Below are 23,049 nucleotides of genomic sequence, written 5' to 3' on the forward strand. Positions count from 1 at the left end.
ATAAATATAAAAAATAAAATCCATTTGCCTATTAAATCATCAGAAATCAGATCGCCCATGTATTCCACCAAATCTCGACCAAGCTTGCTATCGCAGAACTTGCTTCAAGCCCAAATTTCTAATAACCTTTTTCCAAAGAAACTTCATTGAGCAAAGGTCGCCCATCAGCCATTCTGCAATAATTATCCACCACCTGTAAGACGGACGAGCCTATATTTGTTCTACTCGCAACATGCGGAGTTATAATAATAGCGGGGCAGTCCCAAAACGGATGATCTTGCGACAATGGCTCTTGATGAAATACATCAAGATAAGCTTCAGCAATGTTTTTCTCGGCAATTGCATGCAACAAATCATTTTCCACGAGATGGTCACCTCGGCCAACATTTATAAGGACAGTTCCTTTGGCGCACAAATTAAAAAGATTACGATCCAAAATACCGTATGTAGCATCGGTTAATGGTAAAATATTGACGAGAAAATCCGCATTTTCTACCGCCAAACCCAGTCCTGCCGCTCCTGTAAGCGACGTTACTCCGGGAAAATTCTTTGTAGAGTTTGACCACCCTTTCACCTGGAAGCCCAACCGCAACAACTGCTCAGCCACATACCCCCCAATCTCACCTAATCCTAATACCGTTATAGTAGTTTCTCCAATTGATTTATACAACAAGGGACGCCAATGTTTACTTTCTTTTTCATCGATATACGTCGAAAAGTTCTTCATCGAATGCATTACACAGGTCAAAACATGCTCAAACATATCGCTTTTCAACATGGGATCAATAATCCGACAAATATGGAGATGAGATGGAATATTTTGGGGCAATAGGTGATCTATTCCGGCACCCCCAGACTGTACAACTTTTAGATTGGGAAAATAAGTATAATAATCCGCCTCAGGCTTCCAGCAAAGAGCAAATTCAACCTCGCTATAATTTTCAATATCAGGGAAGATCTCCACTTTCACTTCTGGCAAATACGTATTGATTTCGACCTTCCATTCCTCAGCCCTGCTTCGATTGAGGATTAACGCTATACTCATATCTTTTTTGTTTATACGAAAATAGCATTAATCCTAAAAAAAGGCAATGGGCTGATTCGAGAATCAGCCCATTGCCTGCAAATAGGGTCTTTCCCCCCCCACAATAAACGTTTAATCCGCAAAAAAATACTATTTATAACCTATATTTTGTTTCAGGTTGTCACCGTCTTTATTATTCAGCTGAATTTCACTTAAGGGAATAGGTAATAAAGCGTTATAATCTTGAAAACCAGTTGTTATCTTATTTGCAGGTCCTGCATCCCCATTGCGTAAAATCCGCTCTTTCAGTTTATTGGTTCGAACTAAAGTCATCCGACGGTTCTCTTCTGAAATCAGTTCTCTGGCGCGTTCATCCAAGATAAAATCTACCGTTAGATCACTTGAGGCCACTTTGCCTAACTGATTATTACCAGACTCCGCACGTGCTGCTTTAAATGAGCGATCACGCAGCTTATTGATATCCTCTGCGGCACCGGCTGCATTTCCCTGCCGCAACCGAGCTTCTGCACGCAGCAAATAGGTTTCCCCAAATCTCATGACTGGCCAATCTTTCACCAGCGCATAGCCAAAATCATCGAGTGGATCATAACCACCCCATTTGGTTGGAAATGGATACCAGACTTCCAAACTATCGGTACGGAAAGGAACGACCTTATCTCCGGTTTTGATGACGATGTTTTTAGTTCCTGCACCTTTTGCAACCCGATAACCATCCGCATCAACACCAATTTCCGCAGTAAAATTTGGACGATTATAATTGGTTGTCCTTCGTATATTAAAATTGCTATTGCGGATATCGCCCTTCAGCCCTTTCCATACCGTATATTTCATAAAATTACTCAACCGTAAACGGCCATTTCCTCTACCACCCAGCGAATCAGCATTGACCATACCATCCCATTTATGGTAAGCCGGTTGCCATACCCTGCGTTGTTGTGGACTATCGGTCGTGCCGCCATTAACTTCACGATTATACTCCAACTCAAAAGTCCAGATGGCCTCGGTATTTCCCTGCCTGCGTCGCATATTTCCCTGACGAAACATATCCCTAAAGTAATCACCACCTTCGGCCAGGTATTTTCCATAACGTGCCTCAATCAACTTATAGTTACCACCATTGATAATAGCGGTTGCCATCGTTTCAGCTTGTGCAAAATAGCTTGCGTCACGCATACCAATACGTAAAAAAGCTTCTGCAGCAAGCTGTCTCGCGATATCTTTATTGATTCGGCTAGGTGTGGTCGCTGTAGCAAGATCAGGGAGCTCTTTAACGGCATAATTCAAATCATCGGCGATAACCTTGTCGATTTCAGCAACAGCGGTTCGTGTATAGTTAAATGAAGGTACTTTAATTGAGCTGGTCAACAGAGGTACATCTCCCCACAATGTAACCAGCATATTATAGGCGTATGCGCGAAAAAATCGTGCTTCTGCAGCGGCCTTCGGATTGCTATCGCCTACTCCATCAATGATGAGGTTGGCATTATTAATAAATGCATAGCATTTTTCCCACAAGAAACTTACGCCGCCATTTTCTGAATTGAGATCGGCATATTGGTAAAAAGGATTCTCAACGCCCTCTGTCGATCCAGCACTCGTAATATCTGTCCCGATCTGCCAACAGGAAAGAAATCCTTGCCTGCCACTGTAGCCCCAAAGATGGGCAAAGTTATAATGTAAGCCCAGCAACCTGTTCTCCACTGTCGTCGGATCAACATTCGTTGCATCGTAATTAGAATAGGGTTTCTCGTCCAAATAGCCTTTACCACAAGAGCTGGCCCCTACGGATAACAAAGCCAATATGGAAAATAAGGTGGTATAATTGTTAATCGTCTTTTTCATGTGTATGTAATTGATTTTTGAAAAATAAATGTCTAAGCATTAAAAACTAAGGTTAATGCCTAAAACATACGTCCTCACCATTGGATAGTTAATTGCATCATTCGTGGATCCCCTTGTAATATCGCGAGCCTCCGGATCCCAGCCCAGCCAATTGGTCCAGGTATACAGATTTCGACCGCTCGCATATACTGTCAGCCCCTGAACACCAATTTTTTCGACAAGTGGTTGTGGCATTGTATAACTTAAGGTTACATCTTTCAAACGGGTGAAACTGGCATTAGAAGGGAAGCCATATCCATGAACATTGGAGTGATTCCCCAGCGAACGCCATTCATTACTTTTGTTTTCCGGCGTCCAATATCCAAGGGCCGCAGGCGTGCTTCGACGTCCCATCTCGTCCGAGGCGGCGCCAATTTGCGGATTATTACGCAATGCTCCTTGTACAGTATTGATAAAAACATTTAAGGTGAATGCTTTATAAGTGAACGTATTGGTTAAACCTGCAGTCCATTTCGGTGCTGTCTGCCCAAGAACAGATCGATCACCGTCATCAATCTTTCCATCGGCATTTAGATCTGCCAATTTAAGGTCGCCCGCTTGCGCAGCATCATCCCATCCCTTGTTCGCTCCAGATGCAATCTCATCCGCCTGCCAGATCCCCACTTTCGTATAATCATAGATGACTCCTATGGGCTGTCCAATAAACCACCTATTGCCCAAGTCGTCTTTCCCGTTGCCATATACTTCTGTGATCTTATTTTTATTACGGGAAAAAACCAATGTACTCGACCAGTTAAATTGATCTTTTACGATATTTTTAGTGTTTAATGTCAGGTCGATGCCTTTATTCTCAATTTTACCAATATTCGAATATACTGAAGCAAAACCAGTTAGCTTGGGTAGACGTTGTTCAAGAAGTAGATCATAGGTACTGGATTTGTACATATCAATACTACCTGAGACCCGATTATTGAATAATCCAAAGTCAACACCTGTATTGAACCCCTTTGTTTTTTCCCATTGCAGATCATAATTCCCCATCAAGGTTCGGATCGTTAAGGCCGTATTTGACAAGCCATTCATTGCCATTGGACTTGAATCCATTAAAAATTGGGTGCGATAAACAGGGATCGCTTCATTTCCAGAAAGACCATAAGAAATACGCCATTTTAAATTACTGACAATCTGTTTGGCATTTTGCATAAAGGATTCGTTATGCAAATTCCACGCTACTGCTGCCGATGGGAAAGCACCATACTTGTTGTTTCTGCCAAAAACGGATGCGCCATCCCGGCGAACGGTCAAGGTCAGCATATAACGACTATCGTACGCATAATTTAAACGACCCATTTGCGAAATTGTACGGTATAAATCTGCAATCGAAGAAACCTTCTGTGTTGACGCCGCACCCAGATTTCCCCAACCAAGTGCATCATTGGGAAATACCTCGCCTGTTGCAATTGCCTGTTGCCAATATTTGCTTTTTGCCGCATATAGTCCAGTGAAGTCAATATGGTGCTTACCAAAGTTCTTGGTATAGGTCAATATATTTTCTAAGGTATAAGTCTGTGTTTCATTATTGGTTATACGTCCAAGACCAGCAAAATTATACACCGACTCACCTTCGTATTCATTGTTTCTAACCGGCACAAAGGAATACCCTGCATTCAACTTATATTTCAACCCTGCTAATGGCGTGTACAATTCACCAAAATTTAAATCGGCATAGCCATTCAGGCTAATGTTGAATTGACGGCGCTGCGGATCTAAGGTTGTTGGCAACAAAGGATTGGACCACAGTTGCTCGGAGTACATCGGGTATTGTGTTAAAGAGCCATCCTCATTATACATTCTGGCGTACGGACTCATTGCCGCAGCTTGCAACAAATTAGCCCGGCCGCCATCTCTATTGTGCGCAACGATAAAGGAGGATGTACCCACCGAAAGGTATTTGGTGGCCTTAAAATCGGTATTTGTCCGAAAAGAGTAACGTTTGTAATTGTAACCCAACAAAACTCCTTTTTCATTTAAATAATCGCCCGACACAAAATATTTGGCATTTTCACTACCGCCCGATAAACTGACGTTGTGGTTTTGTATGACGCCAGTCTGCATCACCGCATCCAGCCAATCCGTCGTTACGCCATTTTTATAATTGTCATATTCGTATTGATTGCGCACCGGACCGCCATTGTACAAACTCGTGTTGGTGATACGGGCATATTCCGCATAACGCTTTAACAGTTCCTCGCCAGAAACAGGTTCGAGGATATGCGCTACATGCTCTACCCCACCATAGCCACTATAACGAATGGACGGTTTACCGGTTGTTCCTCTCTTTGTGGTAATCAATATCACACCGTTCGAACCATTTACACCATAAATAGCCACAGCGGAAGGATCTTTCAGGATTTCGACAGATTCAATATCATTGGGATTGATGTCATTAATAGAGCCATCTGTTTTTGTCAATGGAATTCCATCCACAACAATAAAGGGCTCCGTTGTTGCACTAAGCGAATTTCTTCCTCTTACCTACACCGAGGGCGCATCACCAGGAATGGATGATGCCTGGGATACCGTCACATTAGACACTGCACCCTGAATGGCCTGCATGACATTGTTCACAGGAATCTTTGATAGACGGTCTTTAGGAACTGAAGCGACCGAACCGGTTATATCCGATCGTTTCTGACTACCATAGCCCACCACCACAAGCTCTTCCAGCACATTTTCTGCAGGTACCAGTGCAACGTCCAGATTGGCCTGCTGCCCTATCGTGATTTGCTTCTCTTTAAAGCCAACGGATGTGATGATCAAGGTGCTACCTGGAGATGCCTGAATTGAGAAATTCCCCTGCCCATTAGTTTGCACAGTTTCCGCACCGCCTTTTACACGAATGGTAACACCTGCAATTCCCTTTCCCGAGGTATCTTTAATAACCCCTTTCACATTTGCACTCTGCCCGTAACTGGACATGGCTATCAGAAAAAGGCTGTTCAATAAAATGCCCTTTTTTGAATATCGGTTATAATAATGTTTTAACATAATTTATTAATAAATGATTTGGTTAGTTTTTCATATTCTACGTGCTTCTGGAATCAACCCAGCAATGCCAGAATGTCCAATGGATACTCTTCTCAAGTTGAATTCATAGCCTGTCGTTTATAATTGGTGTCCTTGTTTCCTGCGAAAAATAGTGCGCTAACTTTTGAAAGAAACAAGTGAATAATTCGTCCAACATTGTTTTGGACCCAAGACAAAAGTAGCTCTGAAGCGAGATTTTGGTGTTTGATTTTAGTTCAATTGAGTTGAAATTCGCTTCAAAATGCTGAAAAATCGATATTCAACAACAATAAACCAATTCAATTACGATGCGATAGCCTAATCACCCAAGCTTAAAAAGCCACGGCTATCGGAAACACAGGCGATAAGAGTAGCCTTCTTAGAGCATAAAAAAAGGTTGCCATTTTTTTGGCAACCCTTGTACACTTTATAGCTACTGTTTGTTAAATGCGCGTAGGAAAGATGTAGTTCTCTCCGTTACGCCAGCGAATTTCCACTTTCTTATCCGTTGCTTTCACTTGTGGAAAAAGCTCTTCATTTGTCCATTTTTCTCCCGATTTCTTCCACAGCTGTAAGGTGACATACCATTGTCCTAGCGGCTTTTCTCCACCTACAAAACAATTCAATACAGCACTCTCTTGCGCTACAGGATGAAGTCCTTGACAACTTAAGCTTTCCATCCCCTCCCAACCCATGAGCCTTACCATAGCCAATTGGTATTGCCCATTATCTAAAATCATCGCCTCATTGCCGTTATACTCCATTTTTTCTGAATGGATAGGATGATCCTTCCATTTTGGGAGGGCATAATGCCCCAGCCGCAAGGCCAAAGGCTTTTCGGAAAGTAATTGATCACATCTCAAAATTCCATTTGCTATTGTCCGTTCTGCCAAGAATAGATGTATACTCGTATCCGAAGCCAAGGTCGCCGTACGGCGATAAACTCCCTCCTCGTACCCGCTAAATTGATACATCCGAAGTGATTCCCACTGGGCAGGTTGGGTCTGAAAAGTATAATTCATTGAAATTTCCCCGTTCTTCCCATCGGCCTGCCAAGGAAAAGCACTATTATAGGAAAGCTTATTGTAATTTTCCGTCCCTTGATAATAGCCGATGTCCCTACTGGTATTCCAAGATCGGATTTCGGAGGCACCGATGCTATCATAATCAGTGATCAACATTTGTGCCCCCTCTATATAGGTATTCAGCACCTTCGCATTTGGAATCTGACGATTCCAGGCACCCTGATTTTCTGAAGCAGTCCAAAAACTGCTATTTTCCGGAACCAAAAGACCTAAAAAGAATTTCCCCAGCCAATATGCACTTCCCCGGCAACTATACTCCTGTACCGCAGGATCAAAAGCGCCATAAAAGCCCAGGTTGGGAATACCATCCGAAAGAAAATCCGGATGCTCTAAAAATTGCAACAAAGTACCCGAAGCAATTCTCCGCATCCAACCATAATTGATGGAAGGATCATCCAATAACCCCAATAATGGAAAGGGTACTGCGGCCCCCATACGATACGAAATACTACGGCCCCACATAATCATTTCACCATTACGGCTAAATAAATAGGGATAACTTTTCACCACATCATGCAAATTCGATTTGAATTTTGCAGCAAGTTCAGGGTACATCGTCGCACCATAATTAGCGGCCCAAAGCGATCCATACAGCTGAAAAGCCCACATACTGTAGTAATCGTAGTAAGGACTGTCATTATACCAGCCATCGCCCCTATAATCTTGAAGACATTTTTCCAATAAATCCTTCAGGTAATCCTCCCGAACAGGGTAACCTCTACTTTTAAAAAAGCTTAAAATCATAATATTGAAAAATCGCCAATTCATCTGTATCGTTGGTCCATTACCATAACTCAGCATGGTTTGTGCGAGTTCATTTTTAGTATGTTGTGGCAACGGATCCCAAAGCACTTCAGGCGCTGCCATTAGCGCCACAGCCAAACCTCCAAATTCGACCAGCTTTTGACTCGGCCCGCCTTTTTCTGGAAGTGGGGCAATATAGCTTTCGGAGCCCTTATGTAATAGCAGTTCCAGTTGATGCCTATAATAATCTGCTACGCGAATACCACGGATCTCGTAGTCGGCATTTTTCTTTAAAAGCGGCACAGCGATGAAAAGCGTACGGCAAAGCCCCTCTAATCGTTCTGTTTCATTGTGCACGCCATCTCTAGGGTAGCTACGTCCAGGCTGCTTGGGAAATAACATCGGGCTATTTAAGTCGCTAACGACAGAAAATGCCCCTTCCAACAGATAGGATGCAGCATCCATCCAATGTTGGCGTGTTAGTCCAGTGTAAGGACTTTTTTTAAAATCTGGATTTTTCAGTTCGAAAACTGAACTATTCTGGCTCAGAGCAGTTGCTGCGAATCCAAGAAAAACGCAGCTAAACACCAGCAGTCTAAGTAGGCCCTGTTTTATTTTCATGTTGCTTAATGTTATCATTTTCTTCTCCCTTTGTCGCGCCATTCCAGCACTTTTACTGCTGTCGGATCCGTTTCTGCTAACCCCTCCCCATCTTTTTGTACCGTAGCCTGTACGAATAGCGCAATTTTCCGTTTCTTTCGCCACAACTCAGTATCGTAAGTTGGTTCCCACGCTCCTACAGATTCTTGACAAAGATCAGTAATCCTCGGCGATTCTTGCTGCATACCCTGTAACGTCAAAATCGAAGGCCGGCTGCCCCTTTCCTGATCACGAAAGATCAATGTTAATGCAATCTTCTTATCCTTACCCCGAACCAATAGCTGTGGTCTTGCAATAGGAATCTCCTTTGTACCACCACCACTTAAGCTAAATGGGGTTTTTCTAAAATCAAAAGATCGAACCTTCCATTGACCATCCTGTAAATAAATAACTTTATATTGCGGAATGTCAGATGCTGGAGCACGCCAGTAAGTAGCAATGAAAGGATTCCCGCTATCGTCAGCAGCGATTGATGTTTGATTGATTAATTCGTGCCGTTCCGGAATCCGGGCAGCATACTCTGCTGTAGATGCTTTCATGGGCAGGTCATATCTTATTCCGTCGCTTCGCTCCCATGTCAATCCGCCATCCTTTGAACAAGCATAAGCCATATCATGATTGCTCGCTACATTTGGACTTTCACGCCAAACCCAAGAGAGGTGTATCGTTCCGTGGTTATCGACATAACTTTGCCAATAAGCATTTCTCTTTCCCTCCCCATCAATCAAATTGCTATGGATACGTTTCCATTGCTGCTGTTTACTATCGTACGTATTCACCACAAGGTTGCCATTCCCGGATCCACCATCCCGATATAAAAATAACAGCTCACCATTGGGCAGTTTTAAGAATTCGGGATAAGTCACCCGGCTTTCATTTTGACCGACCATAATCTGCTCATCACCGAGTACAAGACTATTCGGATGGATAGATCGCGCATAGCGCAATCGACTATTATGCTGATCCCAGCACACGTGCAGATATCCTTCCTGATCCACCATGATGCTGATCACATTATGCGCATCTTTGGCATTGCCGGTATAACCTGAGCGACGCAGCTGCCAAAGTTTACCGGATAGTAGGCGTCGCCCTAATACAACATATCCCTGCCCATCGTAATAGGCTATATATTGATATTTGCCGTTGCTGGTTAGGGAATTTTTCCGAAATACAGCGGTGTTGACCGTATTCTTAGCCCATCCGTTTCCGGCTATTGTTTCCTTAATTTCTTGTCCTTGCACTGCACAAAGAATCAAGAGGAATGAAGCGCACATCATTCCTATTCTACATATTTGAATCCGATATCTTTTCATTAACAGCCACTATCTTAGTGAATAGCTTTACTATAGTCCTTACTCCAATCCTGACCCGACCAAATTCGCTTGGCACTCCAGTCCTCAACTTCACTTGTCCAGAAAGGATCTTCATCAGACAAGCCTAAAGGCAAGAAAATAACCGAACAGAGATAAGGGCTACCCTGATTATTATACGAATCTGCCAGGCCAGGCTGGCTACCATACAGGCCCAATGTCAACCAGCCATTTTGGTAGGTACTTGGATTTTCTGTTGTCTTTTTCAACACAGCAGACAGCGCACCCCGCACCTGCCCGTTGGTTAGTTCTTGAGGAAGTCGTTTCTTGAATGCCATGTCGGCTAAGTGATGAAAGGCTGCAGCACGATAAATTACGGATCTTCCTGTTGGTGGAAAACTACCATCTGCATTGATTAAGCGCTCTTGGATGATGGCATATCGCTCATTACGAAGGCTGATTTTAGCAAACATGCTATCGTAATGTTTGGTCTTCAATTGAATGATGTCCATGATGCCGGCCAAAAAAGGATGAATGACATAACTATTGTAGTAATCAAAAGCATAATGCGGACCATCCATATACATACCATCTCCGACATACCATTGCTCTAATTGCTGCAGGGCATAGTCCACACGCATTACATCCCAATCGGTAGAATATTGAGCTAAAAAAGCTTCGTTCATCGCCGAAAATAGCAGCCAATTCGAATAGGCAGGCCGAAATTGACGCGTTATCTTGATCGATGCAATCAAATTTTTTCTAGTTTGCTCATCAATGTGATCCCACAGCCATGGACTCCGGATAAAACCTAAAGCAATGAAAGATGCATCTACAAGCTGTTGTCCGCCCAGATCAAAACGCATAAAATCTCGCGCATTACTATCCAACGCATTTTTTAGTCCCTGAACAGTCCATGCTCTGTATTGATCGCGGAGCTTTCTTTCTGCTTTGGACCCTCCATCCAATGAAAGCCACGGACCAATACCGGACAATACCCTTCCCAAAACCTCAACGTACTGCACTTTAATCCGATGCGCTCTGTTATCCACCTGCGTGGATGTCATCTGAGGCATATTTAATCGAAGACTGTCATGTGCTAAACTCCTTAATACGGGCCGCAGCATGCGATCCATTTCTTGGAGCCAGAACGTTCTACTTGCCTCATCAGGCACAGTAGACGTTTTTTTTACAGTTTGCCCCTGAACAGATTGACCTGCCCACAGCAAAAGGAAGAAAAATACAACTTGATTTATCATCTTCATACATCACTTATTTTTTATTCAGATAACGGTACATCTCTGTTCCGGCCAATAAGAATGCACCGACACCAAATGGAGCAGTAGAATTAGCATCCACAACCTGTCCGGGAATAGCTTTCTCACCGATAGGCTGTACATATCCAATTCTTCCGTCAGCTTGCAGCGAAATTTCACTGAGGTAGTTCCATCCCTTAAGCGCCGCTTTAGAAAACTTCGGATCAATGAGTATTCCCTGGTTGAGTCCCCAAAGTAAACCATAGGTAAAAAAAGCCGTACCGCTTGTCTCCCGCCCAGGAGCATGTTCAGGATCCAGCATACTTCGCGTCCAAAACCCTTCCTCTTGCTGGCAGCTCACGATTGCATGTGCCATTTTTTTGAACCTTTCATGGTAATAATGGTAATGCTTATCCGCTTTGGGTAAATCTTGCAGAACCTTTGCCAAGGCTGCAAACACCCAACCATCACCCCGCGCCCAAAAATCTTTCTTGCCGTGGAGGCTCTGGTGTTTGGGATAGACATATTTGGCATCGCGATAATATAAATGCTCATCCTGATCGAACATAATACTATCTGCGTAGCGCAAATAGGTATACATTTTATCAAGATAGCGTGGATCTTGCGTCAATTTATACATCTTGGTCATCACCGGCATGACCATATACAAACCATCAGCCCACCACCAATAATCTGTATTGGGTGTATGAATCTGATAGTGCATAACTTCTTTAGCACGCGCTATCTTTTCGGGACTTGGCGACAAATTATAAAGATCAATATAGGTCTGGAAACAAATCTGCCAATCTCCAAAAAGAACATAATCATCCGTTTCACCATAACTATATTTCCACTCTTGTTTGTTGGTTGATTTCGCACCTTTCCAATCATTGAATTTGGCCCAGTCCTCAGAATATTTCAGATCACTTTTTGAATTGGAAATCTTATAGAATTCCATATTTCCAGTATGGTAAGCTGCCTGATCCCAAAATGCCCAAACTTGTGGCTTGTGATGAGATTGCCAATAATCGTTTGCACTTTTGAGTTGAGAAAGGACAACTTCTTTTTTTAGTTTCTGTCCAAAAGAAAAATGTCCTATAAGTAATAGGCATAAAATAAAGTTGATACGCATGTCTTGAGATTTATAAATTTGATCCCCAACCGGGATAAACAAAGCTACCACAAATCGATTTTGTAGATGTTTGAATAAAGACTAATCATGACCTAAAATGGGATCATTTTGCGTCTAGAAGGTCTAAAAATCGCGTAGAGTAGCTTCAGATTCAATAAACGTACAATATACACTTATTTAAAAAACATTTGTATCTTTAATCCGTATAAACCTAAAAATTTTCAGTTGGATTCCCGCTTTCGTCCAGTGACACAGCTATCTAGGAGCGAAAGGACATACTGCCGCCCGCTTCTGTCAATGAAGCACAGCAGCTATTGATGGATAAGAATGCTAACTAAACTGGATGTTGAAAGAGGTGGATTAAAAGATTATCAAGATGAGCGCACGTATTCGACAGATTATTGCATTTTTGCATCTATATCTATCCTTGACTACTGTTGTTTATAGCCAACAGATGGGGCTTGATCCCGTAACAAAAAATTATGAGCTTCCCTCCCTCACGATCAATCAGACGATACAGGATCGCGAAGGATACATCTGGTATGCCTCCACACAGGGTTTAAGTCGTTATGATGCTTATAATATCCTAAATTTTAAATTGAAGGATGCCGCCGGAAAAGCCACCAGTCAACAAGCGATCCGCACGCTTATAGAATTCGAAAACAAACTAATTTTAGGGGGAGAAAAAGGTGTTTATGTATTAGATAAGCGCAATTATAAGGTTGTCCCACTGAATGATCCACGGGTAGCCAACGTTCGCGTCAATACCCTGTTGGTTGACGGTTCAAAACGGCTTTGGATTGGCACAGATGATGGTATTTATATCTATGATAGCGCATTGAAGCCTTTGACGAACGCCCAAAGTGCATCGATTCTAAATAATAGCATGCGAGGCAAAACCGTTAATACGATCTTTCAGGATAGCCAGGCTCGGATTTGGCTGGGTGTCTGGGGAGACGGCTTATTTATGTTAAGTCAGGGTACCAACAAATTAAAGTCTTATCCTAGACTAGGCCAACGCAACAATCCGTTCAAACTCATGGAAGACGACCATGGACAACTATGGTTATGTACTTGGGGAGATGGAATTTATTTATTCGATCCGCTGCAGGCGACTAATCCCTACAGAGAAATTGAAATAAAAAATAAGCGCCGACATGGCGGTAAAGAGGATCTTTTCTACAACATTCTTCAGGATAGAAGCCGCCATTATATTTGGGTGTTGTCTTTCTCGGGCATATCGACACTTCAATATCGAAATGGTCAATTACAAGAAATTGATCTTTCGAGCCACTTCAACAACACGACAAATATTTTTAATGATATCTACCAAGATAAACACGGCACATTATGGCTCGCTGTAGGTGGTAAAGGGGTGTTCATGTTTAGCTTTGACAAACCAATCGTTAAAAACTATAGTTTCAAACAGATTAAGGCATTATATAGTATTTCCCCAAATCTAAATATGCTCTATCGCGATCAAACCGGAATCTTTTGGTTCAATCTGGAACGTTTTGGATTTGGTAGCCTATCTCCGAAAACAAATCAACTCAATACATACAGCAATTCCAATTTCAGGGATCTAATTTCGATCCGTGCTGTTACCTGTGCCACAGATTTTGGACAGGAACTGTGGGTCGGCTCTGCCTATGAAGCTTCGATCAATGTTTTTCAGAAGAAAAACAATACGATCAAATTCTTACGGAAGATCGATTTAGTTCAACAGATCAGACATCAAGGTAAACCTTCATTTTTCTTTACGGATTCGCAAAAACGACTCTGGATTGCAACGACGCAGGGCCTCCTCATAAAAAAATCGGAATCGGAACCTATCACGATGATTGCTAAGATAAAGGATCAGCCCGTAGCGATTGCCCAAGGGAAGGGAAACCTTATCTGGATCGCAACCAAAGAAAACGGAATCTATTGTATCGATAACCGCAATTTACAGTCCATAATCAGACACATTGGAAAGGAGACGCCAGGATTACGAACGGATCAGATTGAAACGATGGATGCTGATCGGGGCGGTAATCTGTGGATTGGCACCAAAGATAATAGGTTACTGAATTATCAACTCGCAGGCCAAAAAGTATCAGAAATCGCCAACAGTACATTATTTGAGAAAAACCAACTGCTCGATGTTGTCTGTCTCGATCGCTACACCTGGCTGTCTACGACACGAAATTTATACAAGATCAACCAGGCGAACAAGCATATAAGTGAATTTTCTACAGCTGACAGCCTCCAAGTCAACATGTTCTCAAAACGGGCTTTTGCTGTAGACAGGAGCTCCAATACCATTTACTTTGGCGGGTACAATGGAATTGTTCAACTGGATGATAACAGCATCTTACCGGATTTTAACGAAAAAGTCCTTATTTCAGATATAAAAATAAACAATAGATCCATTGTTTTGGAATCCGAAAAGGAGCTATTTAGCGATGATATTGCTAGTTTAACACTGAATCCCCAAGACCAAAATATCGAAATATCGTTTTCTGCCCTACCTTTTAACCAGAAAGGAAAAATACGTTACGCTTATAAATTAGAAGGGGTAGATAAAGAATGGATCTACGCTCCGCGAGATCGTATTTTTGCGACATACAACAATTTAAGTAAAGGAAAGTACAGGTTTTTAGTCAAGTCAACCGATTTGTACAATAAGTGGAATACAGCTTCTACTCAAATTGAAATCATAAAAAAGCCTGCCTTCTATGAGAGTAATTTAGCGTATTTTCTATACGCCTGTGCGTTTATCGGCATTGCTTTCTTTTTTATTAGCTATTCTGTCAAACGTCTTAAATTGAGCGGTGATTTAAAGATAGCGCAGATCGAAAAGGAAAAGACGAAAGAACTTGCGCAGTCCAAGCTCAGTTATTTTACCAATATTTCACATGACCTGCTGACGCCTCTTACAATTATCTCTTGTTTAGTTGACGATGTGCAGATGACTACAAAGAATAATTTGGAGCAATTCGATAAAATGCGTCTTAACCTCAGTCGTCTAAAACGGCTCCTCCAACAAATCCTAGACTTCCGAAGAATGGAAAATAACAGCATGAAACTGCAAATCAGCGCGTCTAATTTCCCTTCTTTTGTTACCCAATTGGGTGACATGCATTTTGGCCCCATTGCCAAAAAGAAAAAAATCGACTTTGAAATTCAGCATGGAGACTGTCCTGAAATCCTTTTCTATGACGTTGACAAAATTGACAAAATTTTGTTCAATCTCTTATCCAATGCATTTAAATATACGGAGCAAGGTGGAAAGATTACACTCTCCTATCATGTAGAGGAAAGCATGGGCTGCAACAGACTATTCATCTATGTTCGCGATACTGGTATAGGAATTTATCCCGAAGACATGGAGAAAATTTTCACAGCTTTCTACACCAATACATCCACAAAACATCTTGAAAGTAATGGTATAGGACTATCCGTGACCAAACAGCTGATAGAGGCGCATCATGGCAAAATTCATGTAGAAAGCCAACGCCATATCGGAAGTAACTTCCAAATCACGGTTCCGGTAGATAAATTGTATTACCATAACCAAGGGATCGCTGTCATGGAACAACCTTTTGTTGAAGAAATTAAGGCTACCATTATGGAATCGAATACCGTTGATGATAGTACACCCAAAAATGCAACACAATCCAAGCTCAACCTCCTATTGGTGGAAGACAATGAAGAACTTCGTTCGACTATGGCGCGAATTTTAGCTCAAAATTATCAGGTACATATTGCTCACAATGGACTAAAAGGTCTGGAAGTACTCGAACATACTGAAATAGATATCATTGTGAGCGATATTATGATGCCTGAACTCGATGGACTCCAGTTATGCAAGACGATCAAATCCAATGCAGAGTTCAATCATATCCCTATTTTACTACTGACTGCCAAAAATAGTATTGAAGATCGTATAGAATGCTATCAAGCTGGTGCAGACGGTTACATTAGCAAGCCTTTTGAGATTAAGGTTCTGGAAGCCAAAATCCAAAGTTTTATTATTAATAAACGTTGTCGTCAACTCGTTTTTCAGCATAACACGCAGATTAATATTTCGACACTCGATCATACACCTTTAGATGAAAAATTTGTTCAGAAGATGATTCAAGTTGTCGAAGAACATCTTGCCGACGATCAATTTGACGTGATCAAGCTGGGAGATATATTGGGCCTATCCAAATCAACGCTATATCGAAAGACCAAAGTTCTGCTGAATGTATCTCCCAGTGAATTTATTAAAAATATACGGCTAAAACATGCGTGTCAGATCATGGAAAAAGACAGATCCATTGCTGTTAGTGAAGTCGCCTTTGAAACAGGCTTCTCCGATCCCCGTTATTTTGCCACCTGCTTTAAAGCAGCTTTTGGGCTAACTCCAAGTGAATTTCAAAAAAACGCAGCAGCAAATATACTTACTCCCACATAAATGCTATCAGTTAACAATGAAACACCTCGATGTGAATAGCATTTAATCGTAATTTAGCAAAAGATAACCATAATCAAATTTTAGATGGCACTAAAACATCGAATTATCCTAATTAGCCTTATCCTTTTAAAATTCGTCATTCAATATCACTTGATTAGTCCGGTATACGAATTACAGCGTGACGAATTTTTACATCTTGATCAGGCAAACCATTTAGCCTGGGGTTACCTCTCTGTACCCCCACTGACCTCCTGGACCTCATACCTCATTAAAATAGCCGGGAATTCAGAATTCTTGATCAAATTCTTTCCAGCATTGTACGGAGCCTTAACAGTGCTAGTTGTTTGGAAAACAATAGCGGCACTGAAAGGAAATCTCTTTGCGCTCCTATTTGGCAGCTGCTGCATCATGTTTTCCGTACTCTTCCGCCTGAATGGTTTGTACCAGCCAAATTCTTTGGATGTTTTGTGCTGGACCGCCATATACTACCTCATCATACAGTACTTGAACAACCGGCAACCTAAATGGCTGTTTTATATTGCCATCGTATTCGCCTTCGGTTTTTTGAATAAATATAACATCGTATTTCTGATCTTAGGCTTAATTCCTGCTCTTGCGCTCGTACCCGAACGGAAAGTTTTTATGGAACGAAAATTATATGGTAGCCTACTCCTCGCTATAGTGATTATCTTACCGAATTTAATATGGCAATATCAAAATAATTTCCCGGTATTCGCTCATTTTAAAGAGCTTCAGGCCACGCAGCTTGTCAATGTGAATCGCTGGAGCTTTTTACGTTCTCAATTTCTGTTTTTCTTCGGTACTTTTCCCGTTTTAATTTTCGCTTTATATGCTCTTGTAAAATATCCAATATTTAAACCTTATCGCCTGTTCTTCTGGTCGTTTTTTGTTACCATTGGTATTTTCTTATTTCTCAGAGCGAAGGATTATTATGCGATAGGCATTTATCCAGTCTATTTTGCTTTTGGTGCAGTTTATATTTCATCACTTTTGGAAAACAAAACAGGTAAAATTCTAAAGCCAGTCTTGATCGCTCTAACGGTCGTTTTATTTCTCCCCGTCTATAACATAGCATTTCCCAATCGGAATCCAGCTTACATTGTTGACCATCCCGAGAAGTATAGGAACTACGGCATGTTAACCTGGGAAGATGGCAAAGAACACGCTCTTCCGCAAGACTTTGCCGATATGTTAGGTTGGAAGGAACTTGCCCACAAAGTAGACAGTATTTATCGCCAGATGCCTGATCCAGAAAATACACTTGTTCTTTGCGACAATTATGGGCAGGCTGGTGCTATAAATTACTACTCGAAACTGGGAATTAAAGCTGTTTCGTTCAATGCAGATTATATCAATTGGTTTGATCTGAGTAAAAAATACACCAATTTGATCCGTGTCAAGAACTATTGGGAGCGCGGGATAGAGTTGGAAACAACGGGCCCTTTCTTTAAAAAATCCATGGTAGCAGACTCCGTCACAAACAGCTATGCGCGTGAACATGGAACAACGGTCTTCTCTTTTATTAACGCTAAAATTAATATCAATAAACGCGTATCAAATGAAATAGCATCAGAAAAAAGAAAAAAAAATCTTCCTTTATAAATGACGGGCAAGACGGCCTGTAAACTGCACGATTTGGCAGTTTAAACTCATGCGTAACTTTACCGTCAACTTATGCCAAAAAAAGCGGATTTCTACTTATTCGAATCGGTATTTTACCCTATGCTTTCCCTAACGCTTTTTATTTAATTTAGCACCACTTTTTTAAGCGATACCATGGGAAGCAAAACTATACTGATGTTGGACGATGATAAGCATGTCCTTGAGATATGTACAATAATTCTTGAAACAAATGGTTATAATATAGCCGTTTCACAAACCTCTCATGACATCATTGAAAAAGTGGAGGAAGTACGTCCAGATTTAATTCTGATGGACAATTGGATTCCAAAAATAGGCGGTGTTGAAGCCACCCGGCTACTCAAAAATCATCCTTTATATCGAGATATCCCGGTGATTTATCTATCTGCAAATACCGATATTGAAACGCTTGCAAAGCGGGCTGGAGCCGATAGCTACCTTGCCAAGCCTTTCGATCTAGAAGACCTAGAAAATCGCATAGCTGAACTGCTTGAAAACCCTTCCCCGCTTAGAACATGCCTGTAGACTTTAGTATGCGCTATCCGACAGCAGTTTTCTTTAAAAAAGCACATTTCTATCGCGGTTTTGATTTCAAGCACTAAATTTCAGACACAACATCCTCCTGTTTTGTGTGCAGCTTGCTGCGGTAGGTAATCCCCCATTTGGCAATTTCGTCGATGATGGGTCCCAAAGTTTTACCACATTCAGTCAATTCGTATTCAACAGTCAAAGGCTTAGTGTTAAGCACCGTTCTTCTGATCAATTGATTCATTTCCAGATCCTGAAGTTCCTTAGATAACATTTTGGCTCCAATCCCATCAACTTCGCGCAATAGTTCCATAAAACGTAATTTCTCCACTAACAATAAAGTACCGATGATATGGAATTTCCATTTTCCTGCCAAAATTTCCATGCTATCATTGATGGCTAACATGCGCGTTTTACATACACCCGACGACGTTAAAGTTGCTTCCTTTTTCATTTCGCTATTTTTTATTCTTCTATTGCCGGCCGCCAGTGGTATTTTTAATTCCATAGACGATCATTCTTAGATCAGTTGACTAGAGCGTCTCCGTTTCGTTGACCTAAATTTCCAACAAAAATACAGATTTATAAAGTGATAAGGCACTATCTTTTTGGAAAGTAGTTTCCTTAAGGAAACTAATACCAAAAATAAACTATCTATATTCTACCTTTGTACCAGCAGCATCAAAAGCTCAGATTGGCAGCGTTGATGCTGTCAAAGTTTAAATCGTATATAACATATAACAATAAAACGATAAAAAAATGAAAAAGCAATTAATTTCGGGTTTAGCCCTTATCCTCTTGTTAGCTTCTTGTCAAAACACAAATGGTGATAAAGCAACAACAACAACTGCACAGGAAGTAACTGAACAAAAAGGACAAACTTACACTGTTGAAGCAGATAAAAGTTCGTTAAAATGGACTGGATACCACAAAGGTGGTTTAAATCCAAGATATGGTGTTCTGAAAAGCGAGGGTACGCTATCCGTCGAAAATAATGCTGTCACCGGTGGTACTTTCACCATCGATGTGAATTCTATTCTTACCGATTCTGCTTCGGTGGATCCTACAACTTCAGGTGGTAAAAAATCATCAGATTTGGATGCGCATTTAAAAAGTGCTGATTTCTTTGACGTAGCCAAATATCCAACTGCGAAATTTGAAATCACCAAAGTCGGTCCATTCGATGCGGCACAAGGAAAAAGTGTTGTTGCTGACGCAACAAATACAGTTAGTGGTAATTTGACGATCAAAGATAAAACGGTAAATGTAACGTTCCCTGCAAAAATTACCTTCAATGGTGACGAGGTAACATTCTACTCTAAATTTACGATCCAAAGACAAGATTGGGGACTTACTTACGGTACAGAAGGTAACCCACAAGATTGGATGATTGCACAAAACGTTGACATCGAGCTTAATGTTACCGCAAAAAATGCTAAATAATTTTTTATAGCAATAAGTCATTCATGGCATCAAATAGATTAATCAAGTACAACTTACCTGATTAATCTATTTGTTTTATATACCCTTCAAATACGAGATCCTCCTGATTCGAGACATGGATCAAATGGGAATCCTTTAGAAGATATAAGCGATCGCTTACATCCATTACTTGCCTAAAATAGTGATCAGCTATCAATATTCCTTTGCGATGTCTGACACGTTCAATGTGCGCGCTAATCACCTCAATAAAAATAGGACTAAGTCCGACAAAGGGTTCATCAAGTAAAACAAAAGAATGTTTGGTATGCAATAGTATTAAGGTTTCAATAAAGCGGATCATTCCTAACGAGAGGTTACCCAGATACCTATTTAAATTTTCATGAATAAATGAAAGTTCCAGTAAATGAGAATCATCTATTTCAAAAAAACGAATTGCTTCAGAAAGCCGCAATTCTCGAGGTAAAAAGCCTTCTTGGGACAGATATACAATCTCCTTCGTTTGGTATCCCTTTTCAAATTTTACACCTTGGCAACGCATAAATGCAAAATCAGGTTTGGTCTCTCCAAATATGATATTCATCAGCGTAGACTTTCCGCTTCCATTTTTTCCCAATATTCCAATCACCTCGTTCGGTCCAAAAGTCAAAAAAATATTTGAAATGATCTTTCTTCCACCACGGCTAAACGATAGACTATCTAGGTATAAATTGCGATCATAAAGCATTTCAATATCAGACATAGTATTATAAATAACAACAAATCTATTCCAGTAAGCCTTATTAGCATCCGACTCGGCGAAAGGTGGAGGTTTTTAAGAAATATTTTCTTTTTAGAAAGGTGAAAGAGATATTCGACGGCAACAGATAGAATAGTACCGAAAACCTTCAACCAGAATATGAACATGAAGAACGACGCTGTATCAATGGATCTCAACATAAAACGTTGCGACTGCCAAAGAATACAGACGGTCACCCATAGATTAAAAAGAATTATGAATCTAAAAAATTTTAAACTCAATCGTACCATTTGCTTATGACTCAATAAGGATTGGAAAAGAGATTTAAATTGGCGTTATCGTTATCGATAACATGTAAACGCTGTCATGAATATAGCGAAATAAAAAGATTGTATATCAGTTTTAACATTCCTTAACTCCAGCACTCATTGTAAAAAGTACTTAGGCGAAAACCTAATCTGTTGAGATTTATGGGATGCCGTAAAGATACTGCTGAGGTAGCTTAACGTGCTAAAAATGGGCTCCATACTCGATTACCTCGGTTTTTAAAAGCATCTTTTTCGCGCTATGATTACTCAATGTCGCTGTTGCTATTTTAGTCTTTGTATCGACACTGATCGCCAGTTCGGCGCTATCCCCCCTTTTATCACTGAAAAATGAAGCAAAGTTTTTAAAAGTTTCATCTTCATCAAAAATAAACCGGGCGGCGCAGCGGTTATTATGCTGATCATACCATTTGATGTAAATGTCCTTCGGAAGGCCTCGAGCCTCCATATCCATATACCGGCCGCTCTCATCAAAGACAAAACGCTCTGCATTAAAAAACTCAAAATCTGCATCGAAAGCTTTAATGTCGGAAGAAAAAATAAATTTTGGCTGCAACTGATAGCGCATACGCAATTTATCCCAATAACCATACGGAATAGGTTTATTTGCAATTGCTTGCTGAATCTCCGAAGGAATAATTGAAGTGTCGGACAATACCGTTTCTCGCCATTCCTTATTAAAGATATTTCCATACGTCCCATTTCCTTTGTATTGATCCGTAGCTTTGATCACTACTTTCTTAGCTTGATATCGGCCGATTTCAATTTGACGACGTCCTGTGCCCGTCACCCATATCACCAGTACGCCCCCCGGAGCAAAACCCAAAATAATCTTATTATAATGTTCGTCGACAGTTTTGTTCGCTCCTTTTTCTTGAAATGACGTGCTGAAAAGTGTCCGTAATTTATTGTAATCAATCGCACCCTCCATCCGATAAAAAGCATCTTCAACGAATGAATACCAAGTCACATCCAATGCTTTAGGTAATGACATCATTTGTTCATACGAACCGCCTCCTGCTTGTCCCCACACGCCATCATAGTTCACAATATTGCCCTCACTAAACGTAAATTCGTAATCCTCATCTTTTGGAAAGATAAAACGTCCATTATATAACTGAACCGGATAAGCTGTTGGGTTACTCATCGAGCAGGACCATGTATAGCGTCCGTTCTTAACATGATCTTCCTGCCTGAGACGTGCCTCCCGTCGTTCATTAAATGCGCTTATAGTCGTTGATAATGCAAATATAACCGGGAGTGAAACCAGAAGTCCGAATAGCGTGAACACCACATATTTCCAGGATGTTACTGCCCAGATTATCATCACGCCGCTCGATAAGGAGAGGAATGCACTGATTGTTAACATCCAAGGCAGCATTTCCTTAATTACCCCAACTAAATCCGCATAATAACGATGTTCGTACGCATTATCTAACGTAAATAAATAAAGTAATACTGGAAGCAAGAAAGAAAAAAAGCAATAAAATAGAAATCCGTAACCAAATTCAAAAACGATTTTTTGCTTCACTACCCTACTAAATTTCTTCCTAAAAACATCGAAATGAAAATAAACCAACGCGAGAATAATAAAATACGGCGAACAGCAGAAAGCCGCATAAATCATATTTAAATCTGCTTCATGTACAAGTAGGGTCGCGATGAGACTAAAAATAGCAACCAAAAAAGCAGAAACTGTAACTCTTACAATCATTATATTTTGTTTTAATCCAAAAAGCTGTCGTCCTCTATTAAGATACAACAACACGTTTT

At 40.9% G+C, this 23,049-nt stretch carries 14 protein-coding genes and 1 pseudogene; 4 read left to right on the forward strand and 11 right to left on the reverse strand.

All coding sequences use genetic code 11. The features are described 5' to 3' along the window. Window positions 1-118: 118 nt before the first annotated feature. The 8 genes and pseudogenes from J2X77_RS10475 to J2X77_RS10510 form a co-directional block, all read right to left on the reverse strand. Window positions 119-1,045, reverse strand: coding sequence for a glyoxylate/hydroxypyruvate reductase A (locus tag J2X77_RS10475; protein ID WP_310080668.1), 927 nt, complete (start codon window positions 1,043-1,045; stop codon window positions 119-121). Window positions 1,046-1,174: 129 nt separating this feature from the next. Further along, window positions 1,175-2,887 carry a RagB/SusD family nutrient uptake outer membrane protein gene (locus tag J2X77_RS10480; RefSeq protein WP_310080670.1) on the reverse strand — a complete coding sequence of 571 codons (1,713 nt, stop codon included), beginning with the start codon at window positions 2,885-2,887 and terminating at the stop codon, window positions 1,175-1,177. 39 nt (window positions 2,888-2,926) lie between these two features. Continuing rightward, window positions 2,927-5,410: pseudogene (locus tag J2X77_RS10485) on the reverse strand (SusC/RagA family TonB-linked outer membrane protein); the annotation flags it as partial. 12 nt (window positions 5,411-5,422) lie between these two features. Continuing rightward, on the reverse strand, window positions 5,423-5,935 hold the full coding sequence (locus J2X77_RS10490) for a carboxypeptidase-like regulatory domain-containing protein (protein ID WP_310080672.1): 513 nt from the start codon (window positions 5,933-5,935) through the stop codon (window positions 5,423-5,425). A 461-nt stretch (window positions 5,936-6,396) separates the two neighbouring features. Then, the gene (locus J2X77_RS10495) at window positions 6,397-8,403 is read right to left on the reverse strand and encodes a DUF2264 domain-containing protein (protein WP_209577964.1); all 2,007 of its coding nucleotides are present in this window, start codon (window positions 8,401-8,403) and stop codon (window positions 6,397-6,399) included. Between the two features lie 14 nt (window positions 8,404-8,417). After that, on the reverse strand, window positions 8,418-9,683 hold the full coding sequence (locus J2X77_RS10500; protein ID WP_310080676.1) for a BNR repeat-containing protein: 1,266 nt from the start codon (window positions 9,681-9,683) through the stop codon (window positions 8,418-8,420). Between the two features lie 86 nt (window positions 9,684-9,769). Further along, complete coding sequence (locus tag J2X77_RS10505; RefSeq protein ID WP_293938847.1) at window positions 9,770-11,017, reverse strand: DUF2264 domain-containing protein; 1,248 nt, start codon at window positions 11,015-11,017, stop codon at window positions 9,770-9,772. 7 nt (window positions 11,018-11,024) lie between these two features. Next, window positions 11,025-12,140 (reverse strand): glycoside hydrolase family 88 protein, encoded by a 1,116-nt coding sequence (locus tag J2X77_RS10510; RefSeq protein ID WP_209577961.1) that lies wholly within the window; start codon window positions 12,138-12,140, stop codon window positions 11,025-11,027. A 376-nt stretch (window positions 12,141-12,516) separates the two neighbouring features. Between J2X77_RS10510 and J2X77_RS10515 the strand changes: the two genes are divergently transcribed. The 3 genes from J2X77_RS10515 to J2X77_RS10525 all read left to right on the forward strand — a co-directional run bounded on the left by J2X77_RS10515 (window position 12,517) and on the right by J2X77_RS10525 (window position 18,768). Next, window positions 12,517-16,581: a response regulator gene (locus tag J2X77_RS10515; protein WP_209577960.1), complete on the forward strand. Its 4,065-nt coding sequence runs from the start codon at window positions 12,517-12,519 to the stop codon at window positions 16,579-16,581. 84 nt (window positions 16,582-16,665) lie between these two features. Beyond that, entirely contained in the window at window positions 16,666-18,204 is a 1,539-nt protein-coding gene (locus J2X77_RS10520; protein ID WP_209577959.1) for a glycosyltransferase family 39 protein, read from the forward strand. Between the two features lie 174 nt (window positions 18,205-18,378). Next, window positions 18,379-18,768 (forward strand): response regulator, encoded by a 390-nt coding sequence (locus tag J2X77_RS10525; protein ID WP_209577958.1) that lies wholly within the window; start codon window positions 18,379-18,381, stop codon window positions 18,766-18,768. Between the two features lie 73 nt (window positions 18,769-18,841). Here the strand turns inward: J2X77_RS10525 and J2X77_RS10530 are convergent, their stop codons facing one another. After that, complete coding sequence (locus tag J2X77_RS10530; RefSeq protein ID WP_293884784.1) at window positions 18,842-19,279, reverse strand: helix-turn-helix domain-containing protein; 438 nt, start codon at window positions 19,277-19,279, stop codon at window positions 18,842-18,844. A 251-nt stretch (window positions 19,280-19,530) separates the two neighbouring features. Here J2X77_RS10530 and J2X77_RS10535 point away from each other — a divergent pair, with 251 nt between their 5' ends. Further along, complete coding sequence (locus J2X77_RS10535) at window positions 19,531-20,214, forward strand: YceI family protein (protein WP_209577957.1); 684 nt, start codon at window positions 19,531-19,533, stop codon at window positions 20,212-20,214. Window positions 20,215-20,275: 61 nt separating this feature from the next. On the opposite strand, the gene J2X77_RS10540 is transcribed toward J2X77_RS10535, so the two are convergent. Next, window positions 20,276-20,953, reverse strand: a complete 678-nt coding sequence (locus J2X77_RS10540) for an ATP-binding cassette domain-containing protein (RefSeq protein WP_209577956.1) — start codon at window positions 20,951-20,953, stop codon at window positions 20,276-20,278. A 507-nt stretch (window positions 20,954-21,460) separates the two neighbouring features. Then, window positions 21,461-22,990 (reverse strand): DUF2931 family protein, encoded by a 1,530-nt coding sequence (locus J2X77_RS10545; protein WP_209577955.1) that lies wholly within the window; start codon window positions 22,988-22,990, stop codon window positions 21,461-21,463. Between the last annotated feature and the right edge of the window lie 59 nt (window positions 22,991-23,049).

It is taken from the genome of Sphingobacterium sp. 2149, from assembly GCF_031455655.1.
GTDB lineage: Bacteria > Bacteroidota > Bacteroidia > Sphingobacteriales > Sphingobacteriaceae > Sphingobacterium.

What these genes read in the sequence shown, in the direction of transcription:
- J2X77_RS10540 (WP_209577956.1), bottom strand. Translation starts at nt 20,953, where the DNA reads ATGTCTGATATTGAAATGCTTTATGATCGCAATTTATACCTAGATAGT.
- J2X77_RS10520 (WP_209577959.1), top strand. Translation starts at nt 16,666, where the DNA reads ATGGCACTAAAACATCGAATTATCCTAATTAGCCTTATCCTTTTAAAA.
- J2X77_RS10515 (WP_209577960.1), top strand. Translation starts at nt 12,517, where the DNA reads ATGAGCGCACGTATTCGACAGATTATTGCATTTTTGCATCTATATCTA.
- J2X77_RS10490 (WP_310080672.1), bottom strand. Translation starts at nt 5,935, where the DNA reads ATGTTAAAACATTATTATAACCGATATTCAAAAAAGGGCATTTTATTG.
- J2X77_RS10510 (WP_209577961.1), bottom strand. Translation starts at nt 12,140, where the DNA reads ATGCGTATCAACTTTATTTTATGCCTATTACTTATAGGACATTTTTCT.
- J2X77_RS10525 (WP_209577958.1), top strand. Translation starts at nt 18,379, where the DNA reads ATGGGAAGCAAAACTATACTGATGTTGGACGATGATAAGCATGTCCTT.
- J2X77_RS10475 (WP_310080668.1), bottom strand. Translation starts at nt 1,045, where the DNA reads ATGAGTATAGCGTTAATCCTCAATCGAAGCAGGGCTGAGGAATGGAAG.
- J2X77_RS10530 (WP_293884784.1), bottom strand. Translation starts at nt 19,279, where the DNA reads ATGGAATTAAAAATACCACTGGCGGCCGGCAATAGAAGAATAAAAAAT.
- J2X77_RS10495 (WP_209577964.1), bottom strand. Translation starts at nt 8,403, where the DNA reads ATGAAAATAAAACAGGGCCTACTTAGACTGCTGGTGTTTAGCTGCGTT.
- J2X77_RS10545 (WP_209577955.1), bottom strand. Translation starts at nt 22,990, where the DNA reads ATGATTGTAAGAGTTACAGTTTCTGCTTTTTTGGTTGCTATTTTTAGT.
- J2X77_RS10535 (WP_209577957.1), top strand. Translation starts at nt 19,531, where the DNA reads ATGAAAAAGCAATTAATTTCGGGTTTAGCCCTTATCCTCTTGTTAGCT.
- J2X77_RS10480 (WP_310080670.1), bottom strand. Translation starts at nt 2,887, where the DNA reads ATGAAAAAGACGATTAACAATTATACCACCTTATTTTCCATATTGGCT.
- J2X77_RS10505 (WP_293938847.1), bottom strand. Translation starts at nt 11,017, where the DNA reads ATGAAGATGATAAATCAAGTTGTATTTTTCTTCCTTTTGCTGTGGGCA.